General features: G+C 74.0%; 17 protein-coding genes. 4 read left to right on the top strand and 13 right to left on the bottom strand.

The window, feature by feature from the left end; all coding sequences use genetic code 11:
• Positions 1–99: 99 nt before the first annotated feature.
• Entirely contained in the window at positions 100–1,563 is a 1,464-nt protein-coding gene (locus tag HOY81_RS15950) for a DNA-binding transcriptional regulator (protein WP_237321081.1), read from the top strand.
• Positions 1,563–2,138: a transcriptional regulator gene (locus HOY81_RS15945; RefSeq protein WP_237321080.1), complete on the top strand. Its 576-nt coding sequence runs from the start codon at positions 1,563–1,565 to the stop codon at positions 2,136–2,138. The genes HOY81_RS15950 and HOY81_RS15945 overlap by 1 nt, the downstream gene beginning before the upstream one ends.
• A 520-nt stretch (positions 2,139–2,658) precedes the next feature.
• Here HOY81_RS15945 and HOY81_RS15940 read toward each other — a convergent pair.
• The 7 genes from HOY81_RS15940 to HOY81_RS15915 all read right to left on the bottom strand — a co-directional run bounded on the left by HOY81_RS15940 (position 2,659) and on the right by HOY81_RS15915 (position 10,468).
• Positions 2,659–2,982, bottom strand: a complete 324-nt coding sequence (locus HOY81_RS15940) for a hypothetical protein (RefSeq protein WP_237321079.1) — start codon at positions 2,980–2,982, stop codon at positions 2,659–2,661.
• A 223-nt stretch (positions 2,983–3,205) separates the two neighbouring features.
• Complete coding sequence (locus HOY81_RS15935; protein ID WP_237321078.1) at positions 3,206–3,778, bottom strand: DUF642 domain-containing protein; 573 nt, start codon at positions 3,776–3,778, stop codon at positions 3,206–3,208.
• Positions 3,779–4,176: 398 nt separating this feature from the next.
• Positions 4,177–4,824 carry a DUF5825 family protein gene (locus HOY81_RS15930; RefSeq protein WP_237321077.1) on the bottom strand — a complete coding sequence of 216 codons (648 nt, stop codon included), beginning with the start codon at positions 4,822–4,824 and terminating at the stop codon, positions 4,177–4,179.
• Between the two features lie 85 nt (positions 4,825–4,909).
• Positions 4,910–6,868 carry a RiPP maturation radical SAM C-methyltransferase gene (locus HOY81_RS15925; protein ID WP_237321076.1) on the bottom strand — a complete coding sequence of 653 codons (1,959 nt, stop codon included), beginning with the start codon at positions 6,866–6,868 and terminating at the stop codon, positions 4,910–4,912.
• 140 nt (positions 6,869–7,008) lie between these two features.
• The gene (locus tag HOY81_RS27420; protein ID WP_272892874.1) at positions 7,009–7,134 is read right to left on the bottom strand and encodes a hypothetical protein; all 126 of its coding nucleotides are present in this window, start codon (positions 7,132–7,134) and stop codon (positions 7,009–7,011) included.
• Entirely contained in the window at positions 7,131–9,185 is a 2,055-nt protein-coding gene (locus HOY81_RS15920) for an alpha/beta fold hydrolase (protein WP_237321075.1), read from the bottom strand. The genes HOY81_RS27420 and HOY81_RS15920 overlap by 4 nt, the downstream gene beginning before the upstream one ends.
• Entirely contained in the window at positions 9,182–10,468 is a 1,287-nt protein-coding gene (locus tag HOY81_RS15915) for an MFS transporter (protein WP_237321074.1), read from the bottom strand. Before HOY81_RS15915 ends, HOY81_RS15920 begins: the two co-directional genes overlap by 4 nt.
• Before the next feature lie 693 nt (positions 10,469–11,161).
• Here HOY81_RS15915 and HOY81_RS15910 point away from each other — a divergent pair.
• On the top strand, positions 11,162–12,280 hold the full coding sequence (locus HOY81_RS15910) for a PP2C family protein-serine/threonine phosphatase (protein WP_237321073.1): 1,119 nt from the start codon (positions 11,162–11,164) through the stop codon (positions 12,278–12,280).
• A 21-nt stretch (positions 12,281–12,301) separates the two neighbouring features.
• On the opposite strand, the gene HOY81_RS15905 is transcribed toward HOY81_RS15910, so the two are convergent.
• Both HOY81_RS15905 and HOY81_RS15900 read right to left on the bottom strand, forming a co-directional pair.
• The gene (locus tag HOY81_RS15905) at positions 12,302–14,107 is read right to left on the bottom strand and encodes a glycoside hydrolase family 15 protein (protein ID WP_237321072.1); all 1,806 of its coding nucleotides are present in this window, start codon (positions 14,105–14,107) and stop codon (positions 12,302–12,304) included.
• A 164-nt stretch (positions 14,108–14,271) separates the two neighbouring features.
• The gene (locus HOY81_RS15900; RefSeq protein ID WP_237321071.1) at positions 14,272–15,546 is read right to left on the bottom strand and encodes a cytochrome P450; all 1,275 of its coding nucleotides are present in this window, start codon (positions 15,544–15,546) and stop codon (positions 14,272–14,274) included.
• A 206-nt stretch (positions 15,547–15,752) separates the two neighbouring features.
• Here HOY81_RS15900 and HOY81_RS15895 point away from each other — a divergent pair, with 206 nt between their 5' ends.
• On the top strand, positions 15,753–17,354 hold the full coding sequence (locus HOY81_RS15895) for a cytochrome b N-terminal domain-containing protein (RefSeq protein ID WP_237321106.1): 1,602 nt from the start codon (positions 15,753–15,755) through the stop codon (positions 17,352–17,354).
• A gap of 25 nt (positions 17,355–17,379) precedes the next feature.
• On the opposite strand, the gene HOY81_RS15890 is transcribed toward HOY81_RS15895, so the two are convergent.
• From HOY81_RS15890 to HOY81_RS15875, 4 genes are read right to left on the bottom strand one after another with little or no spacing between them, the layout of a single operon-like run.
• Positions 17,380–17,859: a hypothetical protein gene (locus tag HOY81_RS15890; RefSeq protein WP_237321070.1), complete on the bottom strand. Its 480-nt coding sequence runs from the start codon at positions 17,857–17,859 to the stop codon at positions 17,380–17,382.
• Positions 17,856–18,218 carry a hypothetical protein gene (locus HOY81_RS15885; protein ID WP_237321069.1) on the bottom strand — a complete coding sequence of 121 codons (363 nt, stop codon included), beginning with the start codon at positions 18,216–18,218 and terminating at the stop codon, positions 17,856–17,858. Before HOY81_RS15885 ends, HOY81_RS15890 begins: the two co-directional genes overlap by 4 nt.
• A 3-nt stretch (positions 18,219–18,221) precedes the next feature.
• Complete coding sequence (locus HOY81_RS15880) at positions 18,222–19,916, bottom strand: cbb3-type cytochrome c oxidase subunit I (RefSeq protein ID WP_237321068.1); 1,695 nt, start codon at positions 19,914–19,916, stop codon at positions 18,222–18,224.
• Entirely contained in the window at positions 19,913–20,575 is a 663-nt protein-coding gene (locus HOY81_RS15875) for a cytochrome c oxidase subunit II (protein ID WP_237321067.1), read from the bottom strand. Before HOY81_RS15875 ends, HOY81_RS15880 begins: the two co-directional genes overlap by 4 nt.
• Positions 20,576–20,810: the final 235 nt, after the last annotated feature.

Here is a 20,810-nt window from a genome sequence, read left to right as displayed (position 1 = left end):
GTTTCCCGCTCTCCCCGCCGTGGCCGCGGCCCGACCCGCTTCCACTCCGCCGCCAGTCGCTGTCCAGCCACCGTCCACCTCGCGTTGTAGAGTGCGGACATGGACAGCGGGCGTGACGGGGACGGAGTGGCCGCGCTGCTGGCGGAGGCGAAACTGGCGGCGGCCTTCGACGACCCTCAGGAACGGGCCCGGCTGCGGAAGGCGGCCGGCCTGTCCCTGGAGCAGGTGGCCCGGGCCGTCGGGGTGGGCCGGCAGACGGTGGCGAACTGGGAGAGCGGCGCGATGCCCTCCCCCCAGGCCCGCGGGCGGTACCTGCGGCTGCTGGAGGGGCTCGCGCAGATCCACCCCCCGGGCGGAGCCGCCGGATCCGCGCCCACCCCGGCCACCGGGCCGCCTGCCCCCGAGGCCGTACCGGCCGACGCGGGCCCCCGGACCGGAGCCGCGCCTGAACCGCCGGGTCACGCCACCGGCACGGGGGCCGCCGTCCCGCCGCCCGGGCAGGCGCCGCACACCGAGAGCCCGGCCGCCCGCGCGGCGCGTGCCGGGCACGCCCGGCACCGGGCGCGGCGCCGCACCACCTCCGCGGACCAGGTGCGTTCCGAGCTGCGGGAGACGCTCCACGCCGCCGTCGAGCAGGAGCTGCAGCGCGCCGGGGGAGACGCGGACGCGGCGACCACCGCGCTGGTGAAACGCGCGATCCCGGACGTGATGACCTTCTTCGCCCGCACCCGCGCCGGCGCCCGCTACGAGTACACCGCCTACCCCGCGCTGCCCGGCATCCTGCGCAAGCCCAGCAGGACGGACCCGGACCTGATCTGGGAGGGCCGCCCCTCCTGGCGCCACCCGGCCTACCGCCGCCACCCCGACGGCGACCTGCAGGTGACCGCCCTGGACGTCAACGCCGCCTACCTCTCGGCGATGAAGGCCTGGCTGCCGATCGGGAAGCTCACCCACTCCAGCGAGGGCGTGCACGACCGGAAGCGTTCCGGCGTCCACCTCATCACCCCGCCGGCCTGGCCCCATTCGGAGCTGCCCAGCCCGCTGGGCGACCGGGAGGAGGGCGGCCCGCTGTGGGTCACCGACGCCACCCTGCGCCTGCTGCTGCGCCTGTCCGGACCGAAGCACCGCCTCATCGATCCGCCCGTCATCCACGAGTCCTGGACCAGCGCGGCGACGGAGACCTTCCTGGACGGCCTCCGCCGGCTCCTCGCCGCCGCCCGCGCCGACGCGCTGGCCGCCGGCGACGACGTCACCGCCGCCTATGTGAAGGCCATGTACGCCAAGTTCGTCTCCACCCTGGGGGAGTCGTCCCACAACCGCGAGATGATGCGCCCGGACTGGATGCACCTCATCCGCTCCCAGGCCTTCGCGAATCTCTGGTCCCGCGCCCACAAGGCCCATCAGGCCGGTCTCACCGTCGTCTCCGCCCTCGGCACCGACGAACTGCACGTCGCCGGGGACTGGCGGCAGGTGTGGTCCGAGGGCCGCGACCTGGCCCAGATGAAGGTCAAGACGGACCGTGACGGCCGGCCGGTCACCTACACCGTCACGCGGAACGCCTGATGGCCGGCCGCTGGCGGGACTTCGGTCACTACAACGCCCGCGGTGTGCCCGGGGCGCACGCGCTGGGTGCCGGGATCGAGAACATGGTCACCGGGATCGCCTCCCCGCCGGACACCGAGCGGGGGGTCGCCGCGCGCCTGCGCTACCTGACCGGTTCCGCCGCGGGCTACGCGGCGATGGAGCGCGCGGGGATCAGCGTGACGCCGCGGACCCTGTTCGCATGGCTGGCGGAGGAGCGCCTGCCGAACCGGGCGAACCGGGCCCGGCTGGACGCCGCGTACTGGGACCTGCGCCGCCACAACGTCGCCGCCGACCTGAGGCGCCGGCTGACGGCACGGGGCGGCACCCGGATCGAGATCGACCCCGTCGACCAGTCCCGGGTCGCCCCGCGCCACCGCCGCGACGTCCGGGTCCGCAGGCTGACCGTGCGCCCCCGCCACTGGGACACCGCGGTCGACGCCTGGCTCGCCGAGGACGAGGACACCCTCGACGCGATCTGGGACGAGGTCATCCGGGACCTCGGCAGCGAGTACGACGCCTACTCCTACGTCTCCTCCCTCGGCTGGAACGCCTGACCGGCCGCCCATGAACGCCCGCTTCAGCGCCCCGGTCGGCGCGTGACCTTCGGTGACGGCGCGAGCTGCGTGTCAGGGACCGCGCGACTCCCGCGGCGTGCCCGGCGCCGAACCAGGCACGGGAGTGGCGGGCTGCGTCCCGGAGCATGCCGGGGGCGGGGGACGATGAGGGCCGGATCAGCGGGCGCTGGTCGGCGGTGCCCCGCGTGTGGGCAGCTCCCGACGCCGTTGCCGAGTGTGACCCGTCACCCGGCCGGGTGACGGGTCAACGGGGGGGGCCGTGCGGGGGCCGGAGCCGGCCCCCGCCGGGCTGACGGGGGCCGGCAGCCTGCGGGCGCCGGCGGGCCGGTGCCGCGGACGAGCCGTACCGTTCCCCCGAGTGGTCCCCCAGCGCCCTTGCCGGCCGCCCCCGTTGTGGCCCCGTGGGCTCTGCCCCGGCCACCGCGGGCCCCCTCCTCGCCCCGGGGCGGGGCCGCGGAGCGGTCCGCGGTGCCGGTGCGGCGTGCGGACGGCCGGGTGGTCAGCCCAGGTACATGGGGACGTAGAAGCTGGCTTGGGGGGCGACAGGGGTGTCCTCACCGTCGCTGCGGAGCGTCCGGCTGGAAGGATGCTTGCAGTCGGCGTAGTCGTGGTACTTCAGCGCCTGGCCGGACTTGTTGATGAGGTTCACGGTGGAGGCGTCGGGCTCGACGTAGTCGGCGATGTTGTAGCAGCCGCCGGGGGCGTGGATGCGCTTGCCGTTGATCTCGATGTAGTACGACGCGGCCGAGGCCGGCGAGGCGGTGGCCGCCAGCGTGAGTGCGGCGCATGCTGCTCCCAGGCTCAGGATCTTGCGCAGGTTCATGTCGTTCTCCCTGTTCTCTCGGGTCGTCGGTGGCGCGGGCAGCTCGCTCACGCCCGTGGGCGTGTTCCGCGGCGGCCGGACGCGCCTGGCCGCCACCGCATGTTCCGGTGGCGCGCCCGTACTCCGTGCCCCCGTTGACCACCGTGTGTGTCCGTGTGGCCGCGGATAGCGCCTGCCTGAGGTCGTGCGTACCCGGCACACGTGCGTGAGCCGGCCCCCGCGGTCAGGCCTGGCGAACGGAGACGCGGCTGATCAGGGCACCGCAGTTCGCCACCTGGGAATTCGAGTGGAACGTCAGCACGGTGTCGTCCTGCCCGGCGGTGAAGAACACGTCCCGTCCCCGCCAGTGCGTCTTCGGTGTGAAGGACTCCTCACTGCGCGTCCCGGAGACCGTGACGCTGTACCGCTGGCGCTCGCCGTCGATGTCCTTGCAGGAGGAGTGGGTCTCCGTGTGGTCCTGCCAGCTGAGCTTGTACTCCAGGCCCGGGACGGTGTCGACGGCCTGGGTGAGAGTGGCGGGCGCGCCGCCGCTGAGATTCGCCGCCTGGAAGTGCTCCAGGCCGGACAGTGTCCGCGAGAAGATGTGCACCTCACCGCGGATGATCGCCCACCCGGGGATCTTGTCGTCCGAATCCCAGTTGAACGCCTTGTAGTTCTCGCCTCCGTTGAGGACGCCCGGCTCGGTGAAGGTCCCGTTGTCGACCAGGTTCGCCCCGTGAGCCGCGTGGGCCTGCGTCGCCGAAAGGCCGACCAGCAGCGCAGCGGCGAGGGCGGCGGTTCGGGCAGCAGTTCTCATTCCTTGTTCTCCCGTCCGTGGTCCGGCAGTGTCCGAAGAACGGCGCATCCGGGGGCCGCGGCCATCCGCGGAAGACGGAGCGCCGATCCGTAGGGGATATTTCCGCTCCTCCCGCGGCCACCCGCCGACGGAACACCTGCCAGCGATGCGCAAGAGATCCCGTCCCGCTCACAACACCCCGGGCCGGCACACCGGCGCACCACCGTCCGCCCCGCACAACCCCCTGCGCCACCCTCGCGGGTGCCGGCTCTGCCCGCCGCCGAACCGGAGACCAGGGCCGGAGGCCTCGCCCTGGACGCCCCGGGCGGGCACTCCGCGGCGCAGCGGGTCCGCGCGAGGCGTGCACAACCCGGATGCTGACGTACTGCCCAAGCCGGAAGGCGCCACGGGAGCACCGCTCAGATGGCCATCGCCTCCTGGATCCACCGCCGCACCCGGTACGGCAGCCACCACACCAACGGGCCGACGTCCCCCACGAGCTGCTCGGACCGGAAGTCGTCGAGGATCACCGCCGGCACCGCCGAGGCGGGCGCCCCTTCGGCGAGCAGGGCGATCGCCTCCTGGTAGCCGGGCTCGTCCACGGTGAAACGGTGGAGCTCGCCCCACCGCCGGTCCCGGATCTGGATGAAGCCCGGCCCCTGCCGCCAGACGCACTTGCAGAGGTAGTGCTCCTCGCGCCAGGTGCGCAGGGCTGCCTCCGGGTCGGGCGGACCGGACAGGGCCAGCGGCGGCTGGAGGTGGTTGAGCGGCCGCCACGCGTCGGCGTCGGGCGCGGTGCGCAGCTCCCATTCGACGTACACGGCATGCGCAGTCAGCTCCCGCACCAGGCACAGCGTGCGTACCGTGCGGGCGGCCGCCGCGGCATCCGCGTTGACGTCGGCTCGCAGGTCGGCGGTGCCGGGCAGGCGGACCCGCCGGGCGCCCTCCTGCCACAGGCGGGCGGCGGTCTCTGCGGGCGGCCCGGCAGCCTCCAGCTCGCCGAGTGCCATGCCGGGCAGGCCGGCGGCCTCGAGTTCGTAGTCGCGCCAGGCGGTGACGGTGTCCATGGTGCTCCTCGGTGCGGTGTGCGGACGGATGCGGGACGGGCTGCGGGACGGGCTGCGGGGCCGACGGGGCCCGGGCCGGGCGGCGTCAGGGGACCGGTACGGCCGGCCGGGTCCCGGGCTCCTCGGCGTCCGCCGGTTCCGGTGCGGCCGCCGTACGGCGCATGAACTCCAGGCGCAGCAGGTCCTCGTTGACGGCCGCCGGTGCGACCTGCACGTACTGGCCGGCGTCCGTGAACACCAGGCCCCACTCCAACCAGCGCTCCAGCAGCGCCCGCACCACCGCCTCGTCCACGGGGGCGTCCTCGCCCCCGCCGGCCCCCGCCCCGAGCTGTTCGGCGATCTTCCGGGCAAGAGCCGCGGGGTGGTGCGGCTGGTCCAGCAGGCGGAACGCGGCCAGCTCCACCGGTCCCGTCAGCTCCCGGGTACGCCAGTCGAACGCCCGGCGGCGGCTGACCAGCACGATCCGGTCTCCCAGGTCGGTATGGGTGAGCCGGCTGGACGCGTACGCCTCGTGCCACGCCTTGATGGCCTCGTTGAGCCGTTCCGCCGTCTCCGCCCCGATCCCGCGGTCGGGTGCCTCGAACACGTAGGCGAGGTCGTAGAGCTCGGACTCCGGCAGGTCGTAGGTGAAGCGGTAGTGGACGTCCGGGCGCAGCCTGTCGTAACCCAGTTCCGGGCGGTTGAAGTAGGGGCTGAAGCGCTCGATGGCGATGCGGGCCGAGAGGTCGACGGGCGGCATGAGATGCTCCAGCGCCGGGAGCTGCGCGATCACCGGGTCGTAGTCCTCGTCGCGCTCGTGCGGGAAGCCGTGCAGGTAGTTCCAGGAGACGGCCAGGCCGGTCTCGGCACCGTCGCGCAGCATCCGCACGTTCTGGCAGCCGCTCACCCCTTTGTCCATCAGGTCCAGCACCCGGCTGTTGAGGCTCTCGATGCCCGGCTGGACGTAGATCATTCCCGCGTCGGCGAGGGTCTGGAGCTGGTCACGGCGCATGTTCGCCTTGATCTCGATGTGCAGCCGCAGGTCGTAGCCGCTGTCCACGATGCGCGGCAGCACCGTCCGCACGTACCCCATGTCCAGGATGTTGTCGACGACGTACATGTCCAGCACCCGGTGCCTCCGCGCGAGCTCCGTGATTTCGTCGTAGAACCGCTCCGGGGTCTTGCTGCGGAACTCCATGAAGGTGCCGTTGAGCCCGCAGAACGTGCAGTGGTGCTTCTCGCCCCACCAGCAGCCCCGCGCCCCCTCCACGACGAGCTTGGGCTCCACCCAGTGCCGTGCCGCGGAGGCGGCGAGCCGCTCGAAGTAGCCCGAGTAGTCGGGGGAGACGATGGCGGCGGGCGGAAGCGGGGAGGTGGCCATCGGGTTGGCCACCGAGGTGCCCTCGTCGTCCCGCCAGCACAGGCCCGGTATGGCACGGGGGCTGCCCGAGCCCTTGAGGACGCCGAGCAGCCGCGGGAACGCGGTCTCGCCCTCGCCGCGCACCACGTAGTCGACGAACGGGAAGTTGCGGTGCGCTGCGTGTCCCTGCTCCGCGTCGCAGTTGGCGCCGCCCAGCACGGTCGTGATGTGCGGCGCCAGCCGCTTGACGTGCCCGGCCGCCGCCAGGGCGGCGGTGTTCTGCTGGAACGTCGAGCAGAAGCCCACCACGTCGGGCTTCCGAGCCACGATCTCGCGTGCGGTCCGCGCCACGAACTCCGGTGCGAGGCGATGGAGTTCGTGGCTCATCCGCATCCGGGAGGCGGAGAGCTTGCCGCGCAGCGCCGCGGTGAACTCCTCGGCCCGCCACTCCGGGTCGTCGTAGAGCGCCGAGGAGAAGACCCAGTCGCCGCAGCCGAGGAAGTAGGACGAGAGGGCGTAGTACTCGTAGTCGTCCTTGCCGAACCCGGTGCGCTCGGTGATCCAGTCCGTGTACTCGAGATTGGCGTGGTACACCTCGGCGGTGGTGCCCGGCCGGTTCTCGGTGGCGCTGCGCTTGAGGATGCCCAGGGCGAGCGAGGGCACGTCGATGGGGGACCAGGGCATGTTGACCAGCAGCACACGCATGGGCGGACTCCTCGAGACGGTCGCTGTCGGGCGGGGCGGGCGGTGCGGTGTGCGGGCCCACGGCGGCGGGAGACCGGCTCCGCCGCGGACGCCGGGGAGACCCCGGCCCGGTGCCTGCGGCACCGGGCCGGGACGCCGGATCAGGCCTCCTCGGCCTCCTCCGCGTTGCGGATCGGAACCGTGATCGTGATGCTGATGCCGGGCTTGCGGTTCTCCTCGTCGTCCTCGAGCGGGTTGTTGTGGATGACGTCCTTCTGCATGGTCATGGCCTCCCTTCGGCGTGTCGGCGGACGGTGCCCGAGATGCCCGGATCACCGGCCTGACGGGCCCCGCCCCGGTCGGAACGGGGCGTCGTGGGGGCCACCCGGCGCGTCCCCGCGCCCAGGTGGCCGTGCAGGAACTCCAGGGCGCGGCGCAGCGTGGCCACGTGGTCGGAGCCCCGGTAGCCATCGTGGCCGGAATCCAGCCACAGCGACGCGTGCGGTACCCCCGCCGTCCGCAGCGCCGCCAGATAGCCGGCGATCTGCTGCGGCGGGCACTTGGTGTCCCGGGCGGCGGCGACGACCAGCACCGGGGCGGTGACCCGGGTCGCGTAGGTCACCGGCGAACTCCGCGCGTAGAGCTCCGGTACGTCCGCCGGCGTGCCGCCGAACAACCGCTCGTCCAGGGCCCGTAGAGCCGGCAGGCCGGTGCGGTGAGCCGCGGCGAAGTCGGCGATCGGTTTGACGGCGACGCCGGCCTGCCACAGGTCCGGCTGCACCCCCAGGGCCAGCAGCGCCAGCGTCCCGCCCCAGGAGGTGCCCCAGAGGCCGACGGCGTCCTCCCGCGCCAGGCCGCGGTGCAGCAGGTCGGCCCGTACCGCCACCAGGTCGCCGACCTGCGTGAGCCCCACGCCGTCGCTGAAGGCAGCACGCCAGCGGGGCCCGTAGCCGGTGGAGCCGCGGTAGTTCACCCGCGCGACCCCGAGGCCGGAGGCGACCAGGGAGTGCACCACGCCGTCGTAGGCGTCCCGGTCGTGAGCTGCGGGACCGCCGTGCAGCAGGAAGACCAGCGGCGCGGGACGGGCTCCGGTGCGTTCCGGGAGGCTGAGCAGGGTGTGCACCGGACCGTCGGGTCCCGGTGTCCACAGTTCACTGTGCACACCGGGGACGCGCTCGGGCAGCTTGCCGAGCACCGGCAGGCGCGGACGGTCCGGACCCTCCGGCGCCGTGGTGCACAGCCGCGGCGGGGTGGCGCTGTCCGTCCACACGTAATGGATCTCCCCGCCGGCGCGCGGGGCGGCGTCGGGGATGCTGCCGGGCGGTGTGGTGACGGTCGTCAGGGTGCGGCGGTCCAGGTCGGCGGTGTGCAGCAGGCTCCGCCCGTGCCGGTCCTGACGGATCAGGACCCGGCGGCCGTCGGGGTACCACAGGGCGTCGATCTCCGTGTCGAAGGCGCACCAGCCGTGCTCCCGGAGTCCCCGCCGCACGTCCCAGGTGGCGAGCCGGTACCGGTCGCCGTGTTCGGTGACCAGCAGCAGTTCGGCGGCTGAGGTGGGTGAAGTGGATGAGGCGGGTGGGGCGGCGGGGGCGAAGCCCCGCGCCCAGAGGCCGGCCGGCCCGGCCCCCGCAGCGGCGTCGGCGACCGCCTTCCCGCTCCCGGGCGCCGGAAGCGCCACAGCCCCGACGTCGGCGCCGGGGCGCGGCAGGTCGCCTCCGCCGAACTCCGCCACGACGCGGCCGTCCGGGCTCAGCACCGTCACCGCGCGGTCGGCGTAGGGCGGTCCGCCCACGGCCAGCAGGCGGCCGTCCGGCGAGAGCCCGGCCAGTCGCCGGGGGCCCGTTGCCCGGTGGACCCTGCGCGCCGGGCCGCCGCGCCGCCCGAGCCAGACGGTCAGCCCGTCCGGGCTGCCGATGCCGGCCGCGACCTGCCCGGCGGCGTTCATCGCCAGCCCCCGCGGGGTACCGGCCGGGGCCGGCGGCAGTCCCACCGTGTCCGGGCCGCCGCCGAAGTCCTGCACCCGCCACACACCGTGGCCGGCGAGGTCCTCGTCGAACCACCACACCGCCCCGTCCCGGTCCAGGGTGCCGTGCAGCGTGCCGTGCGGCCGGTCGGTCACCTGGCGCGTACGTCCGGTCGCGGCGTCATGGGCGAACACCTCGCAACGGCCGCCGGCGTCGGCCGTCAGCACCATCCGGTACGGATCGGTGGGGCAGACCTCCGGAATGACGGGGCGATAGACGCGGTAGCCGCGTTCTGTCTCCGCCGCACCGGCCCCCGTACCGGCCTGCGCTGCGCCCCTGCCCGGCTCCTCCGTCTCCGGTCCGCCGGTCGTCATGCGCTCTCCTTCCGCAGCACCGCGGGTGCACGTCTCGTGGACCACAGGGCGAGCAGGGCCAGCACCGCGGCGCAGCACAGCGCCGTGCCGCCGGTGCCCGCGGTCCCGGTGAGCCCTCCCGCGGCCACCGGGCCCGCGGCGGCGGCGAGTCCGGTGGCGGTGCCGAGTACGGTGCCGGTGCGGGACTGGAGCTCCTGCGGTGTCACCTCGATCGCCCGGGACTGAAGGACGACGGCCGCCGCGGGCAGCAGCAGCGAGATCAGCCCGAACAGCAGGGCGTACGCCCAGACCCGGGTGGTCATCCCGAGACCGGCGGTGGGCACCACCATCAGCCAGGACACCGCGATCACCAGGCGGGCCCGGGGCAGTGCACGCGCCAGGCGGGGCGCGAGGAGTGCACCGGCCAGACCGGCGGCCCCGGCCACCGCGAGCACGGCCCCGACCGGTCCGCCGGCTGCGCCCGCGTCCCGGAGAGTGAAGATCGTGCCGTAGGAGAGGGCGGCCAGCAGGAGGCTCATCACCGCCGACCAGAGCAGCACGAAGCGGAGGAACGGCTCCCGGCGGACGAGGCCTGCACCGGCGACGAGTTCCCGGAGGAAGCCCCTGCCGGCTGCGGCGAACCCACCTGCGGGGGCCGGCTCGCCGCAGGGCTCCGGTACGCCGTCCCGGCGCGGGCCGAGGTCGGAACGGATCGCCGCCACGCAGAACGCGGAGACCAGGTACGAGAGGGCGTCGGCGAGAAACGGCAGCCAGCGGCCGAGCTGGAACAGCGCACCGCCGAGGGCCGGGCCCACCACGAGCCCGGCCTGCTCACCGGCCTGGAGCCGGGAAACGGCCCGGGGATAGCGGCCGGGTGGCACGAGGGCGGCCACCGTGCCGGCGGAGGCGGCCTCCTGGCAGGACGTCGCCGTGCGCTCCACGAGCACGGCGGCGACGAGCAGCCACAGGGGCGGGTCGCCGAGCAGTACGCCGACGGCCGCCGAGGCCATGGCCCCGGCGGAGACCAGCGCGGCGCCCACCATCACACTCCTACGGGCGCCGTGGTCGGCGAGGACGGCGGCGAACGGGCCGGCCAGGATGCCGCATCCGGCCGACACCCCGGCCACCGTGCCGACGACGGCGGGTGAGGTGCCGAGGGTAAGCAGCAGCAGCGGGAGGGCCAGGCCGGAGACCTGGGTGCCGAGGGCGTCGGCGGTGCCGGCCCACCAGAAGCGGCGGAAGTCCCCGTCCGCGACTCCCGGCCCCGTCGCCCGCCTGCGGAAGCGGGCGGTCGCCGGGCTCAACGGGCCGTGGAGGTGCGCCTGAGTGCCGGGGGCGGTGCGGACGGTACCGGCGGGCGGGGTAAGCAGCCTCGGCCGTGATGCGTCATGGACCATTCCCCCGGTTCACGAGTCGGATCGCGTGAAGGTTCTGTGGTGCCCCTGTGCGCACCCTGAGAAATATCAGCCGCTGACAGCTTGCGCAATACGCGGGACGTGAGGCACCAGACGTGCCCGGTGCACGTCCGGTGCCCCGCGCACGCCACCCGGCGTGGCAGCGTGGGGCCGCGGAACCGGGTGCCGTGTGCCCGGGCCCGGCTGACGAGCCGGTCGTGGGCGCTGATCAGGACGGTGCCCGGGGGCACGTCGTCGTGACGCCGGGCTTGGCGGGCCCCTGCACCGCCGGGCCGGGCGACAACCTCGAAGACCGCCTCCAGCTGCTCACCGGCCTGGCGGCCGCCCCTCCCAGGTGACCGGGTCCACCGGCCACCTCGGCGGAGCGGCACGGTCCGTCCTGCGGGCCCCGCCGGGGCCCTCCCGGACCGGGCCGGCCGCTGTCCGGCCCACCCGGCGAGTCCGCCACCGGGAGCGTCCGGCCTGCCTCGATCGGCGGACGAGGACGCACGACGCCGAGTCCGGCCGGGGGAGACGCGGGTGACCGCCCCTGCCCGGGCCGCCGATGCCTCCACTCTGCGCCGGAAGCATAAGAATGGGTGCATGACGGCAGCCGCGGGGGCACGGCGGGGGGCGTGGCTGCTGCTGCCGTGGCTGCTGGTGATCGGGGTCGCCGCGGCCGAAGTGATCAACCAGCTGGTGTACGGGTCGGTGCTGCGCACCGGCGCGCTGCTGTCCCCGGCGCCGGCGCTGGCCGCGATCCGGGGCGGCCCGCGGGACGTGGCCGCGGTGTCCGCGGGCGCTGTCGGGGCGGGACTGCTGGTGACCTTCTACGGCGACGGCGAGGGGCTCGCCTACCAGAGCACGGTGCTGAGCGCGGTCGTGGTGGTCAGCTTCGCAAGTGTCTTCGGCGCCCTGCGGCGCCAGTGGCGGGAGAAGCGGCTCAGCCGGGTGCAGCGGGTCGCGGAGACGGCCCAGCTCGCCCTGCTTCCGCCGGTTCCGCGCCGGTTGGGACCGCTCCGGCTGGAGGCACGGTACGTGGCCGCGGACGCCGAAGCCCGCGTCGGCGGTGACTTCTACCGGGCGGTCGGCTGCCGGCACGGTCTCCGGCTGCTCATCGGGGACGTCCGGGGCAAGGGTCTGCCGGCCATCCACACCGCCTCCGTCGTCCTGGGCGTCTTCCGCGAGGCCGCGCTGGAAGAGCCCCGTCTGGCGGACGTGGCCTGGCGTTGCGCACAGACCGTGGAGCGGCTGCAGCGTACCGACCCCTCCGGGGCCGCCGCCTCCACGCAGGAGGCCACCGAGCTCTTCGTGACGGCCGCCCTGGTCGAGATCGACGGCCCACGGGTACGGGTGATCAGCCTGGGCCACCCGCCGCCCCTGCTGCTCACCCCGAACAGGCCCGTCCTTCTGGAGACGGAGGAGCCGCTGCCGCCCCTGGGACTGGCGCAGATCAGCCGCGGGGAGGCCCTGGCCCGGTCCTGGGACTGGCGGCCGGGGGACCGGCTGCTGCTGTACACGGACGGCATCGGCGAGGCGCGCGACGCACAGGGCGCCTTCTTCCCCCTGGAGCAGGCGGCACTGCCGCTGCGCGGGGTGCCGTTCGGGGACCTGTGCGACCTCGTGCTGGAGGCGGTCCGCCGGCACACCGGCCGGCGCCTGACCGACGACGCCGCGCTGCTGGCGGTGGAGTGGGAGCGCACTCCGCCGCAGGTCCCCTGACGGGGGCGTCGCTGCCGGCGCTCAGCAGCCGCCGGACGGCGGGTCCGGGGAGCCACGCAGCCGCGCCGAGGCTTCCAGGAGCATCGCGTGCACGAAGGCCTGCGGCAGGTTCCCGCGGAGCTGCCGCTGACCGATGTCGTACTCCTCGGCGAACAGCCCGGGCGGCCCGCAGGCGGCCCGGCCCCGCTCGAACCAGCGGTAGGCGCCGACCCGGTCGTCCTCACGCCAGGCCGCAGCGGCCATCGCGAACCCGCACAGCAGGAAGGAGCCCTCGGCCTCGCCCAGTGGGCGGTCGCCGTGCTGGAAGCGGTAGACGAAACCGTCCTCACTCAGCTCCCGCTCGACCAGCCGCCGGGTGCGCGGCCCGCTCGGGTCGTCCGGGGCGAGACAGCCGCGGGCCAGCGGCAGGAGCAGCGCCCCGTCGGGCCGCCGGTCGTCCTCCGCCCGCCCCCAGGCGCCGTCGGACCGCAGGCAGCGGCGGCGCGTCTCCCGCTGGACGGTGTCGGCGAGATCCCGCCACCGGGCGACCGCCGGGTCCCGGGGCAGTGCGGCCGCCAGCGCCCGCAGCCCGGTCACCACGCTCAGCCGCGAGTGGGTCCACCAGCGCTTCTCCAGCTCCCACAGGCCGGCCTCGGGGAGCTGCCAGTGCGCCCCCACCGCGGTTACTGCGACGTCGACCGCCCGCCGCACCTCCCGGTCGCATCGCTGGTGGCGGGCGGCGGCCGCGAAGAGCTGGAGCACCTCGCCGAAGCTGTCGAGCTGGAACTGCCGGGCGGCCGCATTGCCGACCCGGTCGCTGCCCCCGGGGTAGCCCGGCAGCGACAGCATGGTCTGCTTCGGCACCCGGCCTCCGTCGGGGGTGTAGACGGGGTGCAGCGCCTCGCCGTCCTCCAGCACCCGGGCGGTGGCGAAGTCCACCGCCCGGCCGAGCAGCGGGTGGTCACCGTGCGCGGCCACGGCGATACCCGCGTAGGCCTGGTCCCGCAGCCAGGAGTAGCGGTAGTCGAAGTTCCGCCCGGCGCGGGCGCGTTCCGGCAGCGAGGTGGTGGCGGCGGCCACCATGCCGCCGTGGGAGCTGGTGAGGCCGTTCAGGACGGCGTAGGCCTGCCGGGCGTCGTGCGGCGCGGGCAGGTCCTCGCAGCCGGGCACCAGCTCCCGCCACCGCCGCTCGGTCTCCTCCCAGAGGCGGCCCGCGTGCAGGGCGTCCCCGCGCTCCTCGCCGCTCGCGCCCTCCGTACGGATCTCCAGAACGAGATCGTGCGCCTCCCCGGCGGGGACGGTGAGCCGGGCGCGGAGACCGCCGCCGGGCGCCGGTGCCGCACCGCCGGCGCCGGCCCAGCGCACCCGCAGCCCGCGGCCGTGACCGCACCAGAGGTCGCCCTCCCGGCGCAGTCCCGCCATCGCGGACCTGCCGAAGTCCGGCCGGGGGTCGAGCAGCAGCTCGACCTGGGCGTCGTCCCGCACCGCCCGTACCCGGCGCAGGAGGACCAGCCGGTCGGGCCGGGCGGGCAGTGCCAGGGCCTCCCGGCACTCCACCAGACCGTTGCCTGTCACCCAGCGGTTCACCCGGATCAGGGTGCCGCTCTCGTAGTAGCCGCCCCAGACGTGCCAGGGGTCCTCCGGCCGTACGAGGTACTCGCCCGCGCCGCCGACCAGCGCGGAGAAGACCGCGTCGCTGTCCCAGCGCGGGGCGCACAGCCAGACGACCTCCCCGAGCGGCCCCACCAGGGCGCCGCGCTCGCCGTCCGCGAGGAGCGCGTAGTCGCGCAGCACCCAGGGCCGGGACACCACACCGGAGAACTCTCCGAGGGGAAGCATCTCCACCATGACCCCACCCTAGTGTCACCGTTCCTGTGCGCAGCGTGACGCGAGGGAGCGCCACACCGATGCGTGCGGAGTCCGGGTTCCCGCCGCCCGTCGCCGCGGCGGGTGCCGGTGCTCCCTGCGGCACGGCGGCGGCTCGCGCTCTCCTGCTGCTGCCTTGCCGCCCCTCAGGCGTCCCCCGGCCGCACCCCGGCCAGCACCATCCCGCTGCGCGGCCGCGCGGGCATCCGCCGCAGGGAGATCCGCATGTCCTGCCGCGGCACCCGGTACTGCAGCCGGGCCAGCCGGGCGGCCAGGGCGCGCAGCAGCGCCACCGTGGCCGGTTCCCCGGGACACCGGTGCCCGGTCTGCATGTCCCCGCCGCCCTGCGGCACCAGCGCCTCGCCGCCGAACGGGCGGGCGAGGAAGCGCTGCGGGGCGAAGGCGTACGGCTCCGTCCACAACCGCGGATCGTGGTCCTGCCCGTACAGGTCCAGCAGGATCAGCGCGTCACGCGGCACCCGCAGCCCGTGCCAGTCGAGATCGTCCACCGCCCGCCCGCCGGTGAACGGCGCGAACGGGTAGAAGCGCCGGACCTCCTGGGCGAAGGCGTGCACGTACCCCGACCGGTCCGCGACGTCCTCCGAGCGTGCCGACGCCCGCAGCCGGTCGGCCACCTCCGGCCGGTGGTGCAGGGCATGCGCGGAGAAGGCCGCGAACCAGGCGACCGCCACGGTCGGCCGCAGCACGTTCAGCAACTCGACCGCCGCAACCCGCGGCGGCAGCCGCTCCCCGTCCGCGTCCCGGTGCAGTGCCACGGCCTCCGCCGCGCCGCGCCCGGGCGCGAAGGCGCGCCCGGCACGGAGATCCGCCACGAGACGGGACAGCCACTCCTCCCGCCGGGCACGGGCCCGCCGGGCCCTCCGGTGGCGCGGGCCGGCGGCCGCGAAGCCGTCCACCATGGCCACCAGGTCGCGCGCGAGTGCCACCTCGTCGTCCTGCTCCACCGGCACTCCGGCCCAGTCGCAGACGCCACGCGTCAGCACCCGGCTCACCTCGTCGAAGAGGACGATCCGCTCCCGCCGTGCCCACCGGTGCACCGCCTCGTCCCAGGCCGCCTCCGTGCGGGTCACCAGGTCGGCCACCGCGTCGGCGGGGGTGAGCAGGGACAGGAACAGCTCCCGCCGCACCCGGTGCTCCCTGCCGTCCAGCCCCTGTACGCCCCCGTGCCCGAACAGGGTGCTCTTGACCCGGTCGGGGGCGGCGTCCCGGCGGCGGACGTGGCTCTCGTCGTAGAAGAAGCGCACCGCGTCCGGGCCGTGCAGACCCACGGTGGGCCGCCCCAGGACCCGGGTGAGTACGGAGTCGGTCCCGGCCCGCCGCAGCAGTCCGGGCAGCCAGGTGTAGCCGGCGGCCGCCAGGGCGGCGGTGCGGTCCGCGAAGGACCGGTGTCGCTGGGTCATGGACCGACCGGTGCCCCCGGGGGCGGGGACGAAACGGGCCGGCCCGGCCACCGCCGCCGGTTCACCCGTGCGGCCGCCCGCGGGTTTGGGCCGGGCAGGGCGCGTGGCATGGCTGCACCCCGAGGAGGGAGAACGTGCCCGACCGGCGAGACGTCAGCAGCCCCCGCACCACAGGCGAGCGCACCGCCGTCGTGCTGGACCGGCGGATGCCCCTGGTGGAGGCCGGCCGGCAGTTCCTGCGCAAGGCCTTCCCCGACCACTGGTCCTTCCTGCTCGGCGAGATCGCCCTCTACACCTTCGTCGTGCTGGTGCTGACCGGTGTCTTCCTCACCTTCTTCTTCTCCCCGTCCCTGGAGGAACACCCCTACGCCGGGCCCTACGTGCCGCTGCAGGGCACCCTCGTCTCCGAGGCGTACGCCTCCACCGTGGACCTGAGCTTCGACGTACGCGGCGGGCTGCTGATGCGGCAGATCCACCACTGGGCGGCGCTGCTCTTCCTCTCCGCCATCGGCCTGCACCTGCTGCGCATCTTCTTCACCGGCGCCTTCCGCCGCCCGCGCGAGGGCAACTGGATGATCGGCGTGACGATGTTCGCCCTGGCGATGTTCGAGGGCTTCTGCGGCTACTCGCTCGCCGACGACCTGCTCTCCGGCACCGGGCTGCGCACCTTCGAGGGCATCCTCCTGTCGATCCCCGTGATCGGCACCTACCTGACGATGTTCACCTTCGGCGGCCAGTACCCCGGGCACGACATCGTCGAGCGTTTCTACGTCCTCCATGTGCTGCTCGTCCCGGGCCTGCTCATCGTGCTGATCGCCGCGCACCTCGGGCTGGTGATCTACCTGAAGCACACCCAGTGGGCGGAGAAGGACCGCACGAACCGCAACGTGATCGGCGCGCCCTTCCACCCCCGCTACACCGCCAAGTCCGTCGGTCTCTTCTTCGGCGTCTTCGGCATCCTCGCCGTGCTGGGGGCGACGATGCAGATCAACCCGATCTGGAACTACGGCCCCTACCGCCCGAACAAGGCCTCCATCGATGTCCAGCCGGACTGGTACGTCGGCTTCATCGAGGGAGCCCTGCGCCTCATGCCGCAGGCGGAGACCAATCTGTGGGGCCACACCGTGCCCTGGGACGTCTTCATCCCGGGCGTGCTGATCCCGGTGCTGCTGTTCGCGGTGCTCTACGCCTATCCGCTCTTCGAACGCTGGGTGGACGGCGGCGGGCGGGAGTACCACCTGTGCGACCGGCCGCGGAACCAGCCGGTGCGCACCGGGCTGGGCGTGGCCGGCGTCGTGTTCTACGCCGTACTGCTGCTCGCCGGCGCGCAGGATGTCGTCGCCTATGTGTTCACCCTCCACATGGAGGCGCTGACCTGGGGCTTCCGCAGCGGGCTGATCCTCTTCCCGGTGGTCGCGTTCTGGCTGACCCGGCGCGTCTGCCTCGGCCTGCAGGCCCAGGACCGGGCCCGGCTGCGCCGCGGGGACGAGACCGACGTCGTACGCCGCACCGCGGGCGGCGGCTACGCCCTCCAGCACAACCCGCTCCCCGAGGAGCAGGAGCGTCTGGTACTCGCCCGCGACCTGCCCCGGCCGCTCACCCTCGGCGGGCATATGCCCGTGAAACGCCGGGAGAAGGTGCGCCGGGCACTGCACCGCTGGTACTTCCGCGACCGGGTGCCGCTCCCGGTCACCCCCGAGGAACGCGGCACCGTCCGGGAGATCCTCACCGACCCGGCCGAGCACAGCCCCGAGCACCCCCCGGTACGGGAACCAGGAGCGCGAACCCCGGCGGCGGAGGACCGCTGAGCACCCACCGCTCGGCGGCCGCGGCTCAGGCGGTCCGCGCGACCTCCACTCGTTCCTCGGCGGTGATCCAGCGCCACGTCGCCAGGAGCGCCGCGGCGCCGAGCGGCAGCATCGCGATGATCATGGCCAGGCCGCCCCAGGAGTGCCCGTGGGCGATGAGCACCACCGCGGGCAGGTCCAGCGACGGCGCCGCCAGGAAGAGGTAGAGGCAGCGGCCGGCACCGCCGAGCCGGTGCCGGGAGTGCGCCAGCACCGGCAGCCAGAACAGGACGCCGCCGGCCAGCAGCACCGCCTCCAGCAGCCATCCCGCGGCCGGTCCGGGGTGCCGCAGCCCCATGGCCAGCACCACCAGGGCGTGCAGCACCAGGAAACCGGGCCCCGCCACTCCCGCCGGCAGCGTGACCCGTGCCCAGGGCAGCCGGTCCCGGGTGGCCAGGACCAGCGCCGGGACGGCGACCGACAACGCCCCGCCGGACAGCGCCATGCCCACCGGGCCGGCGCTCATGTGTGCTGCCCCTTGGTGGCGACCCGGCGCAGACCGATCGCGACGGAGACGCCGGCCAGCGGCACCGCCAGGGCCAGCAGCCACAGCCCGTAGACGAGCGCCAGCCCGGCCAGCCCCGCGGCCAGCGCCGCGGGCAGCGCGGCCGCCGCCCCGCCCACCGGCAGCCGGTAGTGCAGGGAGCCTGCGGGGCTACGGCGGGAGGAGACCAGCACCGCCAGGGCGACCAGCAGCATGAACGCCGCCGCGGAGCCGAAGGTCCACAGGGCGAGCGGCATCTCCCCGTACACGCCCAGGAGCCCGGCCAGGAAGCCGTTGAAGACGGCCCAGCCCGCCACCACCACGAAGTCCGGATGGCGCATCGCTCACCGCCTCGTCGCCGTGCGTGCCGCCGCCGGGCCGGCCGTCAGCTCCGCGGTCCGCTCCCGTTCGTCCAGCAGCGGCGCGTAGCTGCGGATCTCCGGCAGCGGATGGTCGTCGGTGAAGTTCGTGCGGGGCGGGGGAGAGGAGGTCGCCCACTCCAGGGAGTGACCCTTCCAGGGGTCGGCGGGCGCCGGCAGCGGTTTGCGCACCGACCAGAAGAGATTGACCGCGAAGGTGGCCATCCCGGCGGCGATGAACGCGGCACCGATGCTGGAGAGCAGGTTCCAGGTGGTGAAGCCCCAGCCCTCCTCATAGGTGAAGACCCGCCGCGGCATGCCTTCGAAGCCGAGCGCGAACATCGGCAGGAAGGTGAGGTTCGCGCCGACGACCAGCAGCCAGAAGTGCAGCCGGCTGAGCCGGTGCCGCAGCATGATGCCGGTCATCTTCGGGAACCAGAAGTAGACCGCGGCGAACAGGCCGAAGGCGCTCCCGGCGAACAGCACGTAGTGCAGGTGGGCCACGACGAAGTAACTGTCGGTCACGTGGTAGTCGATGACCGGGGTGCCGACCATGATGCCGGTGAGGCCGCCGATGAGGAACTGCGGCAGGAAGGCCAGGGCGAACAGCATCGGGCCCTGCAGCCGCAGCCGCCCGCCCAGGATGGTCCCGACCAGCGCGAAGTACTCGATGCCCGCCGGGACCAGCAGCACGATCGACGTCAGCGAGTAGTAGTTGTTCTCCGCCTGCCCGGTGGCGAACATGTGGTGCCCCCACACGCTCATCGACAGCCCGGCGAAGGCCAGCAGCGAGATCACCGTGCCGCGGTAGGCGAAGAAGCGCCGGCCGGAGAAGACCGCGAGCACCTCCCCGACCGCCCCCAGGTACGGGAAGAACATCACGTAGACCACCGGGTGCCCGTAGAACCAGAACAGGTGCTGGTAGCCGATGTTCCACACGTTCTGGTCGAAGACCGACGGGTCCGCCCGGCCGATCGTCAGCAGCAGCATGGCCGCCAGCAGCGCCGGGAAGGAGCCCACCACCATCAGGCAGGTGGCCACCATCGACCAGGAGAAGATCGGCATGCGCAGCATCGTCATGCCCCGGGCACGCTTGCGCAGCGCCGTCCACAGCACCGCCCAGCCCTGCAGGATCATCCCGCTGCCGGAGAGGAACGCACCCAGAATCCACAGGTCGGAGCCGTGGCTCGGGCTGTAGGCGCTGGAGGCGAGCGGCGGGTAGGAGAACCATCCGCTGGTGTGCGCGCCACCGCTCGTCGCGAAGCCGGAGAACATCGCCACCGCTCCCGTCACGTACAGCCAGTAGCCCAGCAGCGTCAGCCGCGGAACGGCGATGGCCGGGGCGCCGACCTGCAACGGCACCAGATAGACGCCCAGGCCCAGCGCGAACGGGGTCATGACCAGGTAGATCATCCCCGAGCCGTGGATGGTGAACACCTGGTTGTAGGTGTGCGAGTCGAGCACGGTCAGCTCCGGCTGGGCGAGCTGGCTGCGCATCAGCAACGCCAGCACGCCCATGCCCAGCAGCAGGCCCACCGAGGTGAAGATCGTCAGCAGGCCGATGCGCTTGTGATCGGTGGTGCCCAGCCACCCCAGCCAGCCGCCGGGGGCCAGGGACGGCGCGGCTCCGCCGTCCGGAACCGGGGACGAGTCGGGGCGGGTCTCGGTGGTGCCCGTCACGCGGCCGCGCCCGCGGGCTCATGGGTGTCCAGCCACGTCTCGTACTCCTCCGGGGAGACCGCCCGGAGCCGGAAGTCCATGTGGGTGTGGCGGTTGCCGCAGAACTCCGCGCACCGGCCGAGCCACTCGCCCTCCTCGTCGAGGGTCAGGGTGAAGGTGTTCACGTGGTCCGGGAACACGTCCCGCTTGTACCGCAGCTCGGGCACCCAGAAGGAGTGGATCACGTCCTCGGAGGTCATCTCGAAGCGGATCGGCCGGCCGGTCGGCACCACCAGCTCGGGCAGGTCGTCGCGGTCGCGGCAGTCGCCCGAGGCCACCGGCGGCTCCCCGCCCTCCGCCCGGTGGGTGAACGCCCAGCACCACTGGAACGCCAGGACGTCCACCGTCACGGGCTGCTGCGCCTTCTCCTCCTTCTCCACCGGGTCGCGGTTGTTCTGCCAGGTCGTCCAGACCACCAGGAAGGCGGCCACCACCGCCAGACCGGCCAGGTAGAACGACTCCAGGGTGTTGCGCTCCCAGCGGCGTGAGGGCCGTACCCCGCGTCTCTCCCGCCGGAGGAACACGGCGTAGAGCACCGCACCCAGCACCAGGACGAACACCACCGCGGCCATGACCGACTCGACGGTGAACACCTGCTCGAAGATCTCTCGCTGCTGCACGATGCCGGTCCTCCCTGGCGTGGTATCCGAAGCCGGTGCCGTCCGGAGCCGCCGGGCAAGATCAACCGGCGGTGACCGGGACACTACGCACTGCGGGATCACTACGCTGGGTGACACACCGGAGGGTCCCGGTACCCCGCCGGACGGAGGACGCAGACGGGTTCCACCGGCCGCACCGCGCGGGTGTTTCCTCCTCCCGGAGCGGTGATACCCAGCGGACGGCGGCAGCCGTCCC

The organism is Streptomyces sp. JJ36 (assembly GCF_021696945.1).
Classification (GTDB): domain Bacteria; phylum Actinomycetota; class Actinomycetes; order Streptomycetales; family Streptomycetaceae; genus Streptomyces.
The sequence above is the reverse complement of the archived record's forward strand: the minus strand, read 5'-3'. Positions and strand labels throughout refer to the sequence as shown.